Genomic DNA, 18,435 nt, shown 5'->3' with positions numbered 1-18,435 from the left:
CCCCTCTCCCGCAAGCGGGAGAGGGAAGAGTGCCCTATGCAACTTATTATGCGTTTAACGCTTTGGTGATCTTCTCGTACAGATCGCCGGACAACTTATCCAATCCTTTCAACGTCTCCAGCGCCTGACGCATCAACGCCTGACGTCCGGCATCGTAACGCTTCAGACGAATCAGCGGTTCAATCATGCGCGCAGCAACCTGCGGGTTACGCGTGTTGAGATCGGTCAGCATCTCCACCAGGAATTGATAGCCGCTGCCATCTTTGGCATGGAAGGCCGACGGATTCGCCGAGGCAAAGGCCCCAATCAGCGAGCGAATGCGGTTCGGGTTGCCCATGGTGAAAGAGCGATGATGCAACAGTTCGCGCACCTTGCTCAGCACATTGCTCGCCGGGCTGGTCGCTTGCAATACGAACCATTTGTCCATCACCAGGCCATCCTGATGCCAACGCTCGTCATACGCCGCCAGTAAGGCATCACGACACGGCAACTGGGCAGCCACTGCCGCCGCCAACGCCGCCAACGCATCGGTCATGTTGGTGGCGTGCTGATATTGCGCCTGTACCAGTTTATCGGCCTGTTCCGCATCGCCAAATGCCAGATAACTCAGACACACATTCTTCAGCGCGCGTTTGCCAATTTCCGCATGCTCAACCCGGTATTCATGGCTCTGATTGGCACGATACACGGCGAGGAACTCATCACTCAGTTCCTTCGCCAGGGTACGCACCAGCGCTTCACGCACGTCGGCAATCGCCTGCGGATCAATCACTTCAAACAGCTCAGCGATTTCATTCTCGGAAGGCAGCGACAGGATCAACGCCATCAGCGCCGGATCGCCCTGCTCATCCAGCAACACCGCGCGGAAAGCATCGGCCACATGCAGCGGCAGCGACAACGGTTGTCCCTGTTGATGACGCGCCACATTCAGACGAATGTAGGTCGCCAGCAGGCTCTGCGCCGCATCCCAGCGTGAAAAGTCGTTGCGCGCGTGGCGCATCAGGAACGTCAGTTGCGCATCACTCCATTTATAGTCAAGCTTCACCGGCGCAGAGAATTCGCGCAGCAGTGACGGCACCGGCTGGAAATAGACCTTATCGAACACAAAGCTCTGGAACTCTTCCGTAACGTTCAGCACATGATGCACCGGGTGACCGTTGTGTTGCAGCGGGATCACCTTGCCTTCACCGTCGTACAGCTCGATATCCAGCGGGATATGCAACGGCAGCTTCTCTTTCTGCTCGGCGGTCGCGGGCGTGTGCTGGGTGACATGCAACGTATACTGCTCCAGCTCCGGGTTGTAATCATCGCGCACCGTTAACACCGGCGTACCAGACTGGCTGTACCAGCGACGGAACTGCGACAGATCGACATTAGACGCATCTTCCATCGCCTGCACGAAATCATCACAGGTCGCCGCGCTGCCATCGTGACGTTCAAAATAGAGCTGCATCCCTTTCTGGAAATTCTCTTCGCCCAGCAGGGTGTGCATCATGCGAATCACTTCTGAACCCTTTTCATACACCGTCAGAGTGTAGAAGTTGTTCATCTCAATGACCTGATCCGGGCGGATAGGATGGGCCATCGGGCTGGCATCTTCGGCGAATTGCGCACCACGCATCACACGCACGTTATCGATACGGTTGACGGCACGAGAACCGAGATCCGAGCTGAATTCCTGATCGCGGAACACGGTCAGCCCTTCTTTCAGGCTCAGCTGGAACCAGTCACGGCAGGTAACACGGTTGCCGGTCCAGTTGTGGAAATATTCATGACCAATCACCGCCTCAATGCCGAGGTAATCTTTGTCGGTGGCGGTTTCCGCTTTTGCCAGCACGTATTTGGAGTTAAAGACGTTAAGACCTTTATTCTCCATGGCACCCATATTGAAGAAATCCACCGCGACGATCATAAAGATATCGAGGTCATATTCGAGGCCAAAACGCTCCTCATCCCACTTCATGCTGTTTTTCAGCGAGGTCATTGCCCAGTCGGCGCGGTCAAGATTGCCGCGATCGACGAAGATCTCCAGCGCCACATCGCGCCCTGAACGGGTGGTAAAGCTGTCGCGCAGCACATCAAAATCACCGGCGACCAGCGCAAACAGATAACAGGGTTTCGGGAACGGGTCCTGCCATTTCACCCAGTGGCGGCCATCTTCATGACGGCCACTTTCCAGCTTGTTGCCGTTGGAGAGCAGGAACGGATAGCGTGCCGCATCCGCAATAATGGTGGTGGTAAAACGGGCCAGCACATCCGGGCGGTCCAGATACCAGGTGATGTGGCGGAAACCTTCGGCCTCGCATTGCGTACACAGCGCCTCACCCGACTTATATAAGCCTTCCAGCGCGGTGTTTTGATCCGGGTGAATATCATTGATGATGGTCAGGGTGAAGGCATCCGGTAACTGGCTCAACACCAGCGCGCCCTCTTCTTCGCGATAATGCGACCAGGGATGTCCATCCACCGCCAGCGAGACCAGCGTCAGGTCTTCGCCATCCAGACGCAGCTCAGCCTGGCTGTTACCTAAACGCTTCACCTGGCTGACCGCCGTGACGCGGGTCGTGACCTCATTGAGGTCAAACGTCAAATCGATATCAGTGATGGTAAAATCAGGTGCACGGTAGTCGTGACGATATTTTATTTGCGGCTGTTGCGTCATAAATCCTTCTCGCATCGTTAAAAGGTATACCCGTCAAAGTCTAAGCGGGTTGGGCCTCACTTGCCACGCACAATGCGTGCCTTAGCAGAAAATGCTACAATTTATTAACAATGGCACAAATGACCATCGACCTGCCCCCTGCAAATATGGTGTGATCGCGGTCTATTACTGTTTTATACTCCTGCGTCTTTATGACTTTGTTGAACACCGGGCTATGCTCCGCGGAAGAGGATGCTGAAACGCACCATGACAGGACACGCTTCCCCGATTTTGACCACGCTGCTTGATACCGATGCCTACAAGCTTCATATGCAGCAGGCCGTATATCATCGTTACTACGATGTCCCGGTCACGGCGGAATTTCGCTGCCGCGGCTCCGAGTTGCTCGGCGTCTACACGGATGAACTCCGCACTCACATTGATGCGATGCACTCCCTCGCCTTGAGCGAAGAGGAGTTTCGTTACCTTTCTGCCCTGCCTTTCTTTGACGCCGACTATCTCAGCTGGCTACGTGGCTTCCGCTTCGATCCCCGCCAGGTGGTGGTGCGTAACGATCACGGCAAGCTGGCGATCCAGATCAGCGGGCCATGGCGTGAAGTGATTCTGTGGGAAGTCCCCTTGCTGGCGCTGATTAGCGAGCTGGTGCATCGTCACCGCACGCCGCAGATCGGTGTCGGACAGGCCGTCGACCATCTGCAACAAAAATTGGCGGATTTTCGCCAGCAGGTGGGCGATCTGGATATGTCCCGCTTTCATCTGATGGATTTCGGCACACGCCGTCGCTATTCACAGCCGGTGCAGGAAGCGATCGTCAGCACCCTGAAACAGGATTTCCCCTGGCTGGTAGGCACCAGCAACTATGACCTGGCGCGCCGTCTGCAACTGAATCCGGTTGGCACTCAGGCCCATGAATGGTTCCAGGCGCACCAGCAGATCAGCCCGGTGTTGGCGAACAGCCAGCGTGCCGCACTGCAATCCTGGCTGGATGAGTACGATGACCAACTCGGTATCGCGCTGACCGATTGCATCACCATGGATGCCTTCCTGCGTGATTTCGGCCCCGGTTTTGCTCATCGCTACCAGGGGTTGCGCCATGATTCGGGTGATCCGGTGGAATGGGGTGAGAAAGCCATCGCCCACTATCAGCGATTGGATATCGATCCGAAAAGCAAAACCCTGGTGTTCTCCGATAATCTGGATCTGGACAAAGCGCTGGCGCTGTATCGCCATTTTGGTCAGCGCGCCAACGTGGTGTTTGGCATCGGCACACGCCTGACCTGCGATATTCCGGGCGTCACGCCGCTGAATATCGTGATCAAACTGGTGAGCTGCAACGGCAAGCCTGTCGCCAAATTGTCAGACAGCCCGGGTAAAACCATCTGCCAGGATAAAGCCTTTGTCCGTGCGCTGCGGAAAGCCTTCGACCTGCCGCTGGTGAAAAGAGCCAGCTGACCTCCCGCCAGCAGGGTGCCTGCACCCTGCCGTGCTGCAACAAATCTCCCCGTATCCCGGCAATTTTGCTTGTTTCCTGATGGCTCGTAAGTAACATAGCAAAACCCCGGTATGGGGAATGTATAAATTGACTTCATCCTAATATATAGAGAGATATTTATGAGCGTAGTGCCTGTAGCGGATGTACTGCACGGCCGGGTCGCGGTTGACAGTGAAGTCACCGTGCGTGGTTGGGTGCGTACCCGAAGAGATTCCAAAGCCGGTCTTTCCTTTATCGCCGTTTATGACGGTTCCTGCTTTAATCCCGTTCAGGCTGTCGTCAATAATTCTCTGAATAATTATCAGGACGAAGTGCTGCGTCTGACCACGGGCTGCTCAGTGATTGTGACCGGCAAAGTGGTGGAATCACCGGGCGAAGGCCAGGCGTTTGAACTGCAAGCGACTCAGGTTGAGGTGGTGGGCTGGGTGGATGATCCGGACACCTATCCGATGGCGGCCAAACGTCACAGCATTGAATACCTGCGTGAAGTGGCGCACCTGCGTCCGCGCACCAACCTGATTGGCGCGGTGGCACGTACCCGTCACACCCTGGCGCAGGCGCTGCATCGCTTCTTCCACGAAAACGGTTATTTCTGGGTTTCCACGCCGCTGATCACCGCGTCCGACACCGAAGGTGCCGGTGAAATGTTCCGCGTCTCGACGCTGGACATGGAAAATCTGCCGCGTGACCCGCAGGGCAAAGTCGATTACGACAAAGACTTCTTTGGTAAAGAAGCCTTCCTGACGGTGTCAGGCCAGCTGAACGGCGAAACCTACGCCTGTGCGCTGTCAAAAATCTACACCTTCGGTCCGACCTTCCGTGCTGAGAACTCCAACACCAGCCGTCACCTGGCTGAATTCTGGATGCTGGAGCCGGAAGTGGCCTTCGCCACCCTTGATGATGCAGCGGCCCTGGCGGAAGCCATGCTGAAGTATGTATTCAAGGCCGTGCTGGAAGAGCGTGCTGACGACCTGGCGTTCTTTGCCGAGCGCGTAGACAAAGATGCGATTTCTCGCCTGGAACGTTTTGTTAATGCAGATTTCGCACAGGTGGACTACACCGATGCCATCGAGATTTTGCTGAAAAGCGGGCAGAACTTCGAAAATCCGGTCTCCTGGGGCGTCGATCTGTCATCAGAACACGAGCGTTACCTCGCCGAGAAGCACTTCAAAGCGCCGGTGGTGGTGAAGAACTATCCGAAAGATATCAAAGCGTTCTACATGCGTATGAATGACGATGGTAAAACCGTGGCGGCGATGGATGTCCTCGCTCCGGGTATCGGGGAAATCATCGGTGGTTCACAACGTGAAGAGCGTCTGGATGTCCTGGATGCACGTCTGGCGGAAATGGGTCTGAACAAAGAAGATTACTGGTGGTACCGTGACTTACGTCGCTACGGCACCGTGCCACACTCCGGCTTCGGTTTAGGTTTCGAACGATTAATCGCCTATGTCACCGGCGTACAAAATGTAAGGGATGTTATCCCGTTCCCACGTACACCGCGTAATGCCAATTTCTAAAATCCGCGATTAATTATAAGTAATTCATATATATAACGAGGTCGGCTCTGCCGGCCTTTTTTTATTTTTGTAAATTTAGAGTTCTCTCACAAAGTTCCCGAAAATTTACATCTTGTAATACAATTTTTCTTTTTGATACTTAATTGCGAGATTAGTAGCATTTTCGGGGTAGAATTACCAACCCCGGGATGGAAAGATGCGTGCAGACACAGGAGACACCAAACTTCTTTCAAGGTTCCCGTAAAGGTTTCTTGACGGCAGTGGCAGGTGTCCAAATAACTCCAATGAGGGTAATAAAAAATGATGAAGCGCAACATTCTTGCAGTGGTTATCCCTGCTCTGTTAGCTGCTGGTGCAGCAAACGCAGCAGAAATCTACAACAAAGATGGCAACAAATTAGACCTGTACGGTAAAGTTGATGGTCTGCATTACTTCTCTGACGACTCAAGCAACGATGGCGACCAGTCTTACGTGCGCTTCGGCTTCAAAGGTGAAACTCAGATCACCGACCAGCTGACCGGTTACGGCCAGTGGGAATACAACATCCAGGCTAACAACTCTGAAGGCGGCTCTGACGCACAGTCTGGCAACAAAACCCGTCTGGGCTTTGCTGGTCTGAAATTCGCAGACGCAGGTTCTTTCGACTACGGTCGTAACTACGGCGTTGTTTACGACGCAATCGGCTGGACCGACATGCTGCCGGAATACGGCGGTGACTCAGGTTACTCTGACAACTTCATGGCTGGCCGTTCTACCGGTCTGGCTACCTACCGTAACACCAACTTCTTCGGTCTGGTTGATGGTCTGAACTTTGCTCTGCAGTATCAGGGTAAAAATGACCGTACCGACGATCCGCGTCGTGCGAACGGTGACGGCTGGGGTACTTCAGTATCTTATACCTCTCCGATCGGTGTTGGCATCGTAGGTTCTTATGCTTCTAGCGACCGTACCAACGCGCAGAACGAAATGAACTACGGTAACGGCGACAAAGCTCAGCAGTGGGCAACTGCGCTGAAATATGACGCGAACAACGTGTACCTGGCAGCAATGTACAGCGAAACCCGCAACGCGACCTATATTGCTAACAGCAATACTTCCAGCGTTCAGAACGGTTTCACTGGTTTTGCTAACAAAACTCAGGTTATGGAATTCGTTGCTCAGTACCAGTTCGACTTCGGCCTGCGTCCGTCTGTTGCCTACGTTCAGTCTAAAGGCAAAGACATCGAAGGTATCGGCGATGCTGACCTGTACAAATATGCTGAAGTGGGCGCAACCTACTACTTCAACAAAAACATGTCTACCTACGTAGACTACAAAATCAACCTGCTGAACGATGACAACCCGCTGGGTCTGAACACCGACGATATCGTAGCAGTTGGTCTGGTTTACCAGTTCTAATCTCCCGATTAGTACCGTGTAATACCTTAAAAGCGGAGCCTTCGGGCTCCGTTTTGCTTTTCAGTGATCCACATCTCAATAAGCGCCATTAATGGCAGCCTCTGCATTATTTCTTTTTCGTCTCAACGGTTGGCAAGTGTGCCGACTGACGCTAACCTGATAGCTCATTTCGCTAAAGTTCACGCAACTGGACCTGACTCATGTTTGAATCGATCTCTGCCGCACCCGCCGATCCTATTCTTGGTTTGGCCGACCTGTTCCGCGCCGACGACCGCCCGAATAAAATCAACCTTGGCATCGGTGTCTATAAAGACGAAACCGGTAAAACGCCGGTGCTGACCAGTGTAAAAAAAGCTGAGCAATATTTGCTGGAAAACGAAACCACCAAAAATTATCTCAGCATTGATGGCCTGGCTGATTTTGCACGCTGCACGCAGGAGCTGTTGTTTGGCAAAGAGAGCGCTCTGATTGCGGCAGGACGCGCCTGCACGGCGCAAACACCGGGTGGTACGGGTGCGCTGCGTGTGGCCGCAGATTTCCTCGCTAATCAGACCAGCGTGAAGCGTGTCTGGGTGAGCAATCCAAGCTGGCCGAACCACAAAAACGTTTTCAACGCTGCGGGCCTCGAAGTCTGCGATTACCAATATTACGATGCCGCCAACCATACGCTGGATTTTGACGGCATGATTGCGTCACTGCAGGCCGCGAAAGCGGGTGATGTGGTGCTGTTCCATGGCTGCTGCCATAACCCAACCGGCATCGATCCAACGGTCGAGCAATGGCAGCAGTTAGCCGCACTGTCGCAGGCTAACGGCTGGTTGCCGCTGTTCGATTTCGCTTATCAGGGCTTTGCCCGTGGCCTGGACGAGGATGCCGAAGGTCTGCGCATTTTTGCCGCTTCACATCAGGAGCTGATCGTTGCCAGCTCTTACTCAAAAAACTTTGGCCTGTATAACGAACGCGTGGGTGCCCTGACCGTGGTTGCCGCCACTGCCGATGTGGCCAAAACCGCCTTCAGCCAGGTGAAATACAGCATTCGTGCCAACTACTCTAACCCACCGGCTCACGGTGCGGCGGTAGTGGCAACCATCCTCGGCAATGATGCACTTCGTACTATTTGGGAACAAGAACTGACCGATATGCGTCAGCGTATCCAGCGTATGCGTCAGTTGTTCGTTAACACGCTGGCTTCGAGCGGTGCCGAGCAGGATTTCAGCTTTATCATCAAGCAGAACGGTATGTTTTCATTCAGCGGCCTGACCAAAGATCAGGTGGTACGCCTGCGTGAAGAGTTTGGCGTCTACGCGGTGAACTCGGGGCGCGTTAACGTCGCGGGCATGACGCCAGACAATATGTCGGCGCTGTGTGAAGCGATTGTCGCAGTGCTTAAATAATCACGGCACCAACCCGCCGTAGCGGCGCGATTCATCGCGCATCTTTAACAGCCACGCGCTGAAAATTGCGCGATAAATCGCGCCGCTACGGCTATTTTATTGCAGGAACGGGTTGCTGATGCGCTCGCGTCCCAGCGTTGAAATGGGGCCATGTCCCGGAACGAAAGTCACATCGTCGCCCAACGGCAGCAGTTTGGTTTTGATCGCGGCGATTAAATCGCTGTGACTGCCTTGCGGAAAATCTGTCCGTCCCACTCCACCGTTAAAAATCACATCGCCCGAGATCAGCAGACGACCGGCACGGTCAAAGAACACGATATGGCCTGGGGTATGGCCTGGACAATGCAGCACTTCCAGCGTCACCTCACCCACCTGCACCGTTTCCCCCTCTTCCAGCCAGCGATCTGGCGTCAAAGGCGCGCACTCAGGCAAACCAAACATGCGACTTTGGGTAGGTAATGCCTCCAGCCAGAAAGCATCAAGCAACTGCGGTCCGACAATCGGCACCTGATAATGCGCTGCCAGTTCAGCCGCCGCGCCGACATGATCAAGATGGCCATGCGTCAGCAGAATCTGTGCCGGGGTGATACCACGTTCTGCCAGTACGGCAATGATCGTCGCCGCATCGCCGCCGGGATCAACCAGTGCAGCCTGCTGAGTGTCGTCACCCCAGATAACAGAACAGTTCTGGGAAAATGCGGTGACCGGAATAATGAGGTAGTTCATAGCGCTCCATGACCGACACACGCAGCGCTGTCGGTGTTAGGACCAGTGCCTTACAGGACCAGTATCAATGTGAACAAAGTTGCTGCGCGGGTAATATCCTACACCACCTGCACGCAGAGATAACGCCGCTTTGCGAACATTGCTCAGGGAAATGCCTTCGATGTGGAAGTCCATCGCCTGTCCCTTGGTGTGATAACTGTGTTTTGCCACGCCAGGACCGGACTCACGCAACATATTGTTGGTGGCGATGGTGCGATAGCCTGAAACCAGTTGAATCGGTTTACGTGTTCCCAGCGCAGCCTGGAGGCGATAAATCTGATCAAACAGATGCGGATCAATGGTCCTGATCTGATTGGCGCGGTAATCACGGAAGAAGTGGTTTAAGCGAGCTAACTCATCCTTGTCATAACTCTTGCCGTTGAAAAACTCCGTTTTGAGGGTTTCGCCGGTGTGAAGGTTATTAAGCGTCAAAATACGCGGACGGGAAGTGGAGATCGAGGCCAGTGCAGAGCCAGGAAGAAGTGCCAAACCTGCCGTTGCGCCTCCTATCAGGAGCAATTTGCGACGCTGAGAATCAAAATTAGCCATGAAACGGGGTTACCTGAGAATAAAGCGAAAAAAATGTGTAAAAAGCACACAAGGCGGAACATTAACGTCAGCCTCAGACTCAGTCAACCCAGAATCAGGGAAAGAAAATGCAGAACCGGCGCAAAATCGCAATTTTGCCACCGGTTCTGAGCAAGTTAAGTTGGCAGGAGATGTGTTAAATCAATCACTAGAGCAGTAATTGCCCCGCTTTAGCCAGCACCTGGCTACCTGAACGCGCCGGGTTATCATAATTGTAAATATCTGTACGATATTGCGGCTGACCGTCATCCGCCACCCAGGCCGTCAGATAATAGAGATTCACCGGAATACGATGACGGATCGGCACGTAGCGGGTATTGCCCTCTTTCAAGGTGTCGGAGATACGGCTGTCATTCCAACCCGCATCCTGCAACAGCAGATCTGCCAATTCCGACGCCTTATTGACACGTACACAGCCCGAGCTGAGCGCACGGATATCACGCTGGAACAGGTTATGGTTCGGTGTATCGTGCAGGTAGATCGCATCCGAGCTCGGCATATTGAATTTATAACGCCCCAGCGAATTCATCGCGCCGGGAGCCTGACGGATGCGGTACGGGAAGCTGGCCGCAGAGACCATATTCCAGTCGAGCGACGAAGGATCGATCACCTGCGCGTCAGCGCTCCAGCCCGACAGCAAGGTGTAACCGTGTTTATACAGATAACCCGGGTCCTGCTTCACCTTCGGTACAATATCCTGGCGCACCAGCGACGTCGGCACATTCCACGGCGGATTGAGCACCACATTATTTAATGCGCTGCGCATCAGCGGTGTTTTACGGTCAGGACGGCCAACGATCACCCGGGATGACAGAATGGTCGCACCATTGTTGTAGTAGGTCAGTGAATAGTTGGGGATATTCACCATGATGCCGTTATGCATATCATCCGGCAGCAAACGCAAACGCTGGATATTGAGTGCCAGCAGGGCCGCGCGCATTTGCGGCGAGACATTCAACCACTCACGGGTACGTGGCCCAATCGCGCCATCATCAGCCAATCCTTGCCAGTGCTGGAAGCGTTTCACCCCCTCCACCAGCGCGTTATCGTAGACATTGTTGGCCGATTGCACCGGATTGGCCGCGACATTACCCGGCGCTTGTGGTGCCTGAGCCGACAGGTCATTCACACTGGCAGCCGATGGGCTAACCGCAACCGGCTGTGCACTCTGGCTGACCGGCACCGGTGCCACAGGTACCGCATCGTCTGCCGGGGTTGGCGTTGCACTGTGACCGGACAACATGCCGGTACGCTGTAAAATTTCACGCAACGCAGGCACATCATTACTGATTTGACCGGGCTTCAGCGTGCCGCTGTCACGTAATTGCGGCCACGGGCGGTTATCGTTCAACAGGGTTTTCAGCGCCGCATGCATTGGGGCGTATTGCGGATGCTGCGGTTCGAGAGAGAGGACAAAGGCGCGGCTCCCCCCGCCATTTACGGCATTTTGCCACTGGTTAATCACCGCAACCGTGGGCATGGCCATCTTATAAGGTACGTTACTGTACAGCCAGGTTTCACCCTGCGTCGGGACATTGGAAACGAATTGCAGGTAGCCCAGCATGGCGTCGCTGAGCACCACATCACGCGCCAGCCCTTTGATCGCCGGGTTGGTCAGTAGCCCGACCCAGCGGGTAAATTGTGGCTGCACGCCGGATAACGCCACCTCTGCCAGCTGCTGCTGGAACGCCTGCACCGCTGACCGATCCTGCCACAACGGTGCCATATTACGCGCGGCATAGATCCCCGCCAGGCCTGGAAGATAGAACGGTTGTTCACTGGGGCTGAAAACCTGCTGAATCTGACGCTGGCTCTCCGCAACCGACAGCGTGTGGTGCGCAGTACCAGGTAACGCTGCAATGATTGCCGCATGGCTGGCCGCCAGTGGCGACAATACCAGTGACAAACTGAGTGCGATGACAGCACGCTTACATCTGATCTTATTATTCAGCAACATCCCTGGCCCCCTTCTCGCCTAAGACACAGCCGACTCGTTATGCTGTGTACGACCTTATACATATTTTTGAGTATACAAATAAAAACGGCATTTGCCTCTGGTAGCAAATGCCGTTTACACATTAACCGTAGCGATAAATTTTAACCACAATTCCCGCTACGAATTTTCTGTTTCCAGGTCCGGCGCGCTATTTTCGCGTTTCACTGGCGTCGGGTCCGCAGAGAAGCCACGCAGCCCCACCACATGGACGTGTTCGGTGTTGTTAAACACCTTACGCACCAACTTATAGGTGGTCCCTTTTTCCGGGCTGATGTTTTCCGGGGCAGCGATCACCAGCTGCATTTCCAGACGCTCACACAACTCAAACAGGGTGGCAATGGAACGCGCATCAAGACGGGCTGCCTCATCAAGGAACAGCAGGCGGCATGGGGAAATATCCTTGCCACGCAGACGGCGTGATTCCTCTTCCCAACTCTGGACCACCATCACCAGAATCGACATACCCGTACCGATCGCTTCACCGGTTGAGAGCGCACCACTCTCCGCACGTAACCACCCATCAGAGCCACGGTTAACTTCAACCTCCATCTCCAGATAGTTGCGGTAGTCGAGCAGCTCCTCACCAATGGTCTGCGGCGTGCGCTGGCCCATATCAATTTGCGGATTGAGGCGTTGATACAGCTTCGCCAGCGCTTCTGAGAAGGTCAGGCGATTGCTGTTGAACAGATCCTGATGCTGTTCGTGTTCCTCGGACAGCGTATCCAGCAGCATCGAATGGGTTTCACGCACGTTAACGTTGAGCCGCACGCTACGCACCTGACCAAAGCTTACCGCCTGTAAACCCTGATTCAGCTGACGAATACGATTCTGCTCGCGCTGAATGGTTTTACGAATGATATTGGCAACACTGCGTGAACTGATGGCGAGGGTCTGCTCACGTGCCGTCAACTCTTCCGTCAGTCGATTCAGCTCAATCTCCATTTGCTCAATCGCTTCCACCGGATCATCGGTACGAATGATGTCCTGACGAATACGCTCGCGCAGATGCTGATACACCGCGATAAAGAACTGAATTTTACGCTCCGGACGTTTCGGATCTTCCGACATACGCAGCACATCACGCAGGTGTTCATTATCCGCCACCGCCAGACGCAGCGCACCCAGCGCTTTATCCGACATTGAACGCAGTTCATCACCGCCGAGATACGCCAGTTCACGACGGTGCAGGCGACGCTCAACACCGTTCTCTTTCACCAGGCGTAACACCGCGCACCAGCCCGCTTTAGCGGTCGCTACCTGCTCACGCACCTGATGGTAATCACGCTCCAGCTTACGCAGTTTCTTCTGCAAGCTGTCCATTTCTGCTTCGCAGAACGTGAGCTGTTTCTCCAGCTGGTTACGACGCGCACGGTTATGGCTCAGCGCGGTATAGAGTTCATCGCGACGCGCGCGCGCGCGCTCCTCGGCGCTGGCATCGGCGTGTACCCCGATGTCCTGCATCTCCTGCTGCAACTCTTTCAGCATGTCGCGCTTGGCGTCATACGAACTTTTCAACGAAGCCAGCACTTGTGAGTACTGGGTCAGTTGGGCCTGATGTTCGCGCAGGCGCTCACGTGCGCGGCTACGTTCACCTTCTGCCTGTTCGAGGCGCTGGCGCAATTTTTCGTTGAGATCGCTGTTGCCGGTCAGCATGCCAGCGGAATCTTCATAGCTGAAATGCGCACGACGCTGTACCACTTCAGTCAGGGCAAACGCCTGCTGACGCGCTTCACGCTGCACCTGTTGGGCCTGCTGATAATCACGCTCCAGCTGATCGTGTTGCTGCGGGTCGCTTTGCAGCACCGGCAACAGCGGCTCCAGTTTGCTCAGTTTGTTGCTGTGCTGATGCAGGAAACGCGCCGCTTCCTGCGCTTCTTCGACCCGCTCACGGATCTCTTCGCAGCGATCCGCCAGGGTGTCATCCAGCAGCAGGGTCACGCGCGGCAGCAGGCGGTTAAGCTGAGCAACGCCCTCTTTCGCCTGCTCATACTGCATGCGTTGCTGCTGGTTATCGTTTTCGTGCTGACTCAGCGCGCGTTCCAGTTCGCCGCGGCGGCTGTTCAGTTGGCGCATCAACGCTTCCGGATCTTCATCAAACGCCACCGCGAGGTGGCTGCCGATAAAGCGGCTGAACGATTGGTGCAGACGCTGCGTTTTCTGCACGTCAAACGAGAGCGTCGCGTAACGTTCGGCCAACTGATCACGCTCGTTATTCAACAGCTCCAGCTGATTCTCACGCGCGGCGCGGCCAAAGAGCGGCACTTTCGGGTAGCGCGAGTAACGCCATTGACGCTCGGCGACCTTCACCACCACCGCATTTTCCAGCTCATCAACGCCGAATACGCTGTCATCAAACGACTGCGGGTCACCCTCAATCAGATAGAGATCTTCCGGGCAATCCTCCAGGCCATTCAGCAGTTCACGCACCAGCGACAGATCCGGCACCACGATCGCATGACGCGATGGGCCATACAGCGCGGAGAAGTACGGCGCATCGTCCAGCGTGACGTCATCATAAATTTCTGACAACAGCACGCCGCCAAACCGCTCGGCCAGCTGAGTCAGGCGCGCATCTTCCGCCCCGCCCGGTTGGCTGAGACGTTCGATTTGCTTCTCGACCTCACGTTTACGCGCCGCCACCTCGTCACGTTCGACGGTGGTTTCACGCTCACGCTCCAGCAGTTGCTGCATAAATTCGGTGATTTGCTGGCTACTGGTCAACTGCTGCCCGGTTTGCTCGCTGAGTTGCGTCAGGATCTCCTGCGCAGCCAGCCAGTGTGGCGCACGCGCGGTTAACATCGTGATACGCTCGCGCAGTTGCTCCAGCTCCTGGCGCATCAGCATACGGCGTTCACCGGCATCGGCCACGCTGCTACTCAGTTGCTCAATCTGCGCTTCCAGTTCGCGCTGCAAGCCTTCCAGTGCGTCAGCATCATATTGCTGTCCCTGACGCTTACAGAATTCCGCCAGCAAGCGCTCGGCTTCGTTCTGCTCACGCAGACGCTGCTCCAGTTCGTTCAAACGCAAGCGCAGTGAGGAGAGTTGTTCGGCGTGATGACGCTGATTGGCCGCATCGCGCAGCAATTCACGCCCCACCTGCCAGGCATCCTGACGGTTAACCTCACCGGCAATGCTGGTGACCAGCGCCAGTGCCTGATCAAACTGGCTGTGCGCCGCTTCGGCAACACTGAGTTTCTGTTCCAGACGCAGCAGTTGCTCTGTCGCTTCTTCTTCGCGTGCCTGGAAGGTTTCCTGCCATTCCGCCGCGTTGTCGATGGTCAGATCCGGCAACTGGCACTGGGCGCGCGCTTTCTCCAGCGCCTGCAACGCCTGTTGATACTGAATGGCACGGGTTTGCTGCACATCCAGCGCCTGCTGGAAATCGGCCAGCTGACTTTTCAGCTCATCCACTTCCACTTCAGCCGCTTCAGCGCGCGCTTCGTTCTCTTCATGGACTTCGCGGGCTTCCGCCACCACCTCGTTCTGCTCTTCGAGACGGTAAGTCAGCTCTTCCAGATCGGCATCGTAACGCTCGATCTTCTCCTGCTGACGCATCGCCGTCTGCACCAGGTTCAGGTGATCGCTGGCAGCCTGATAATCGGTTTCCAGATCGTTTTCCGCGCCGCTATGCTCAGACAGCTCACGCGCCATTTCGATATGGCGATATTGCTCTGATGCCAACTGGTTGCGGCTGGTAAACAGTTCATTACGCAGCTGCAAAGCACCATCCAGATGGATGCGACGTTCATTGGCGTGACGCATATAATCCGCCGAAACGTAGCTGGTGGCTTCGGAGATCAAATGTTTAAACAGGTCGCGGTCGGACTGGGTGACGCGAATGGCTTCCAGCGTCATGCGGTTTTCCCGCAGCGCCGCTTCCATATCCTGGAAGGCTTTACGTACACCGCTGTTTTCCGGCAGCAGGTAATCACGCAGCGATCGGGTAATGGCGCTGGAGATACCGCCATACAACGACGCTTCAATCAAACGATAGAACTTGCTGCGATCGCCGGCGGTACGCAGACGACGCGGCACCACTCCGAGTTCAAACAGCGTGGCGTGATAATCCGTTACCGAACTGTACTGGCGGAACTGCACCCCTTCCTGCGCTTCAACGCGATCCTTCACTTCAGCCAGCGGCAACACGCGCGCCTGGCGGCTACCGAGGATTTCCGTCAGGATGTCAGTGGGTTGCGTATCCGTGGGCAGGCCGTGAATGCTGAACGGCTTGATGTCCACCTTCTTATCGCGTCCGGCAACCTGTTGCAGACGCACGCCGACCACCACACGCTGATGGCGCGAGTTGACGACATCCAGCACGGCATAGCAGACGCCCGCACGTAATTTACCGTGCAGACCTTTGTCGCGTGAACCGGAGGTCGCTCCGGCCTCGGTGGTGTTACGGAAATGCAGCAGCGTCAGATCCGGGATCAGCGCCGTGACAAAAGCCGCCATGGTGGTGGATTTACCCGCACCGTTACCGCCTGACAGCGTGGTCACCAGTTCATCAAGATCAAAGGTACGGGCAAAGAAGCCATTCCAGTTGATCAGCGTTAGCGAACGAAATTTACCGCGTTCAATCATGCCTGTTCATCCTCCGCGTTATCACTCGCTTCACTCTCGGCGTCGTTGTCATTGTCGCTTTCTTCGCTGGCTGCCGTATTTTCTAACGTCATGGCTTCACCATCGCGAATCAGACGCAGCTGCGCTTCGCGGGCATCATCACCGCTGCGCACGTCCGCACCGAAGCGGAATACCGATTCGGTGATACGGAATTTGCTGCTGTCATTGCCCATAAACCACACCATGCCGAGACGACGCAGGCGGTTCAGTGAAGCGCGCATCTTCTCCTGCAATTTGGCACGGTCGAGGTCGGAACCGGTGGACCGCTGGTTCACCAGCTTGAGCAGTTTGCTCTCATCGGCCAGCGACAGCAGCTCATCGTACAACTCCTGCTGAGTGAAGATGCCCTCGTTAGCGAGACGTTCCGGGCTGAGATAGAGGTAGCAAAGAATTTTGCCGACCATCATATCCAGCTCGGAAAGCACCGAACGCGGGATCAACGTCGTCGAACGCGGGCGCAAATAGAAAAAACCTTCCGGCGCACGAATCAGTTCCACGTTGTAACGCGCATAAAACTCTTCGAGATACTCCTGGTAATCCATCAGGAAAGCGTGATTATCCAGCTCTTCGATGCCAATGTGGCGTCCCGCGCGTAACTGGCTATCGAGCGCAGGAAAAAGAGGATTAGCCAGTGCCAGCGCCAGTTTGACTGGCATCACTTGTTCAATATTTGTCGATGACATGTGCCTGCACCTTGGCTCCGTATTCATTAATGGTCTGCCATTCCGCGGGCAGACCGGCTAAATCAGCCTCGGCCACGCCGAGACGAACCGCCTGATCGATGACAATACGCGCCAGATCGAAGTGGCGCGCACGAGGATATTGCGCCAGATAGTCGCGCATCACCGTAGCGAGGTTGAGGGGTTTTTGTTCCTGCTTATACACCTGCAAGGCTTCTTCAATCATCGCGGCCAGCTGCTCGCGGATTTCATTAAACTCTTCGAACTCCAACTCTGCCGGGAGTTCACCCATCACCTCGTCGTTGCGCAGCGTCATCTCGTCGTCGCGCATATCAAACAGACGGTCGGCGTTGGCGTAGGTCAACGCCCAGGGTTGGTCAAAATAGTTCTGTACCGACAAACGTAAACGCTGGGCGAACACCCGGTTCTTGTCCATGTCGATGGCGGTACGAATGAATTTGTGAACGTGACGGTCATAGCCGATCCACAAATCAATAGCCTGCTGGCCCCAGCTGATAATGCGGTCCAGCTTGTTTTGCAGATCAAACACCAGCTTATCAACAAAGCCGAGATCCGGGCTGCTCAGCGTGGCGTCCTGGATACGCAGCAGATTGGCTTGCAACTTGTCGCCCGCCGCTTCCAGCGTATCCTGCAACTCACGCAGCGTGCCGGACGTTTCTGACAACAGCATTTCACAGCTGGAGATCGCCGCACGCCAGTCTTTGTTCAACAGGTCAGCGATATCGGTTTTCACCGCTTGCTGCTGCTCATCCATCAAACGCTGCGTCATGTCGATGCTGTCGAAGATCTCCGCCACCGAATATTTCAGCGGGGCAAAGACGTTGCGATGCCAGTGGAACTCATCTCCGTCCTCTTCCGCTGCATCCGCCGCACGTTTCAGCTCCTGCGCCACAATCGACAACTGCATAGAAAGACGCAGGGTCGAAAATTCGCGCTGGCGAATGTAATAGTCGGTAATGCCGATAGCCAGCGGCGTCAGACGGTAAATGGCATGGCCTTCCGTCAGCTCGCTGGTAAAACGGTTGAGCAGGCGCTGTCGCACCATATCGTTGATGGCGTTATTGGCACGCACCTGTACGGTTTCGTGGGTTTGTTCAAACGCCTTACTGACATGACGAAATGCGTCAATCAGCTCGCCTTCACTCATTTCGCCGTCCATCCGCTCCCCGTTCAGGGTGGCGATAGCCAGCAAAAACGCCAGACGTTCAACTGGCAGCGCAAGCGAAAAGTCGTTCTTGCGCGCCCATGCCACCAGTTCGGGCACCGTCTGGGAAAAATCGCTCATAGTTGGTCCTT

General features: G+C 55.1%; 11 protein-coding genes. 4 read left to right on the top strand and 7 right to left on the bottom strand.

The annotated features are described in order from the left end of the window. Window positions 1-46: 46 nt before the first annotated feature. On the bottom strand, window positions 47-2,662 hold the full coding sequence (gene pepN, locus PAT9B_RS06865) for an aminopeptidase N (protein WP_013508532.1): 2,616 nt from the start codon (window positions 2,660-2,662) through the stop codon (window positions 47-49). Between the two features lie 246 nt (window positions 2,663-2,908). Here pepN and pncB point away from each other — a divergent pair, with 246 nt between their 5' ends. The 4 genes from pncB to PAT9B_RS06845 all read left to right on the top strand — a co-directional run bounded on the left by pncB (window position 2,909) and on the right by PAT9B_RS06845 (window position 8,466). After that, entirely contained in the window at window positions 2,909-4,114 is a 1,206-nt protein-coding gene (gene pncB / locus PAT9B_RS06860) for a nicotinate phosphoribosyltransferase (RefSeq protein ID WP_041525918.1), read from the top strand. A 159-nt stretch (window positions 4,115-4,273) separates the two neighbouring features. Continuing rightward, complete coding sequence (asnS, locus tag PAT9B_RS06855) at window positions 4,274-5,674, top strand: asparagine--tRNA ligase (protein WP_013508530.1); 1,401 nt, start codon at window positions 4,274-4,276, stop codon at window positions 5,672-5,674. 300 nt (window positions 5,675-5,974) lie between these two features. Further along, the gene (gene ompF / locus PAT9B_RS06850; protein WP_013508529.1) at window positions 5,975-7,072 is read left to right on the top strand and encodes a porin OmpF; all 1,098 of its coding nucleotides are present in this window, start codon (window positions 5,975-5,977) and stop codon (window positions 7,070-7,072) included. A 200-nt stretch (window positions 7,073-7,272) separates the two neighbouring features. Then, a complete protein-coding gene (locus tag PAT9B_RS06845; protein WP_013508528.1) occupies window positions 7,273-8,466 on the top strand; it encodes an amino acid aminotransferase in 1,194 nt (397 codons plus the stop codon). A 96-nt stretch (window positions 8,467-8,562) separates the two neighbouring features. Here the strand turns inward: PAT9B_RS06845 and PAT9B_RS06840 are convergent, their stop codons facing one another. The 6 genes from PAT9B_RS06840 to mukF all read right to left on the bottom strand — a co-directional run bounded on the left by PAT9B_RS06840 (window position 8,563) and on the right by mukF (window position 18,424). Next, window positions 8,563-9,192 (bottom strand): MBL fold metallo-hydrolase, encoded by a 630-nt coding sequence (locus PAT9B_RS06840; RefSeq protein ID WP_013508527.1) that lies wholly within the window; start codon window positions 9,190-9,192, stop codon window positions 8,563-8,565. A gap of 36 nt (window positions 9,193-9,228) precedes the next feature. Further along, on the bottom strand, window positions 9,229-9,780 hold the full coding sequence (locus tag PAT9B_RS06835) for a YcbK family protein (protein ID WP_013508526.1): 552 nt from the start codon (window positions 9,778-9,780) through the stop codon (window positions 9,229-9,231). Window positions 9,781-9,967: 187 nt separating this feature from the next. Continuing rightward, window positions 9,968-11,776, bottom strand: a complete 1,809-nt coding sequence (ldtD, locus tag PAT9B_RS06830; protein WP_013508525.1) for a L,D-transpeptidase — start codon at window positions 11,774-11,776, stop codon at window positions 9,968-9,970. Window positions 11,777-11,932: 156 nt separating this feature from the next. Continuing rightward, on the bottom strand, window positions 11,933-16,399 hold the full coding sequence (gene mukB / locus PAT9B_RS06825; RefSeq protein ID WP_013508524.1) for a chromosome partition protein MukB: 4,467 nt from the start codon (window positions 16,397-16,399) through the stop codon (window positions 11,933-11,935). Beyond that, window positions 16,396-17,121, bottom strand: coding sequence for a chromosome partition protein MukE (gene mukE / locus PAT9B_RS06820; RefSeq protein WP_013508523.1), 726 nt, complete (start codon window positions 17,119-17,121; stop codon window positions 16,396-16,398). Before mukE ends, mukB begins: the two co-directional genes overlap by 4 nt. Beyond that, window positions 17,102-18,424 carry a chromosome partition protein MukF gene (gene mukF, locus PAT9B_RS06815; protein ID WP_013508522.1) on the bottom strand — a complete coding sequence of 441 codons (1,323 nt, stop codon included), beginning with the start codon at window positions 18,422-18,424 and terminating at the stop codon, window positions 17,102-17,104. The genes mukE and mukF overlap by 20 nt, the downstream gene beginning before the upstream one ends. Window positions 18,425-18,435: the final 11 nt, after the last annotated feature.

It is taken from the genome of Pantoea sp. At-9b (assembly GCF_000175935.2).
Lineage (GTDB): Bacteria > Pseudomonadota > Gammaproteobacteria > Enterobacterales > Enterobacteriaceae > Pantoea.
This window is presented reverse-complemented; position numbering and strand designations above follow the sequence as displayed.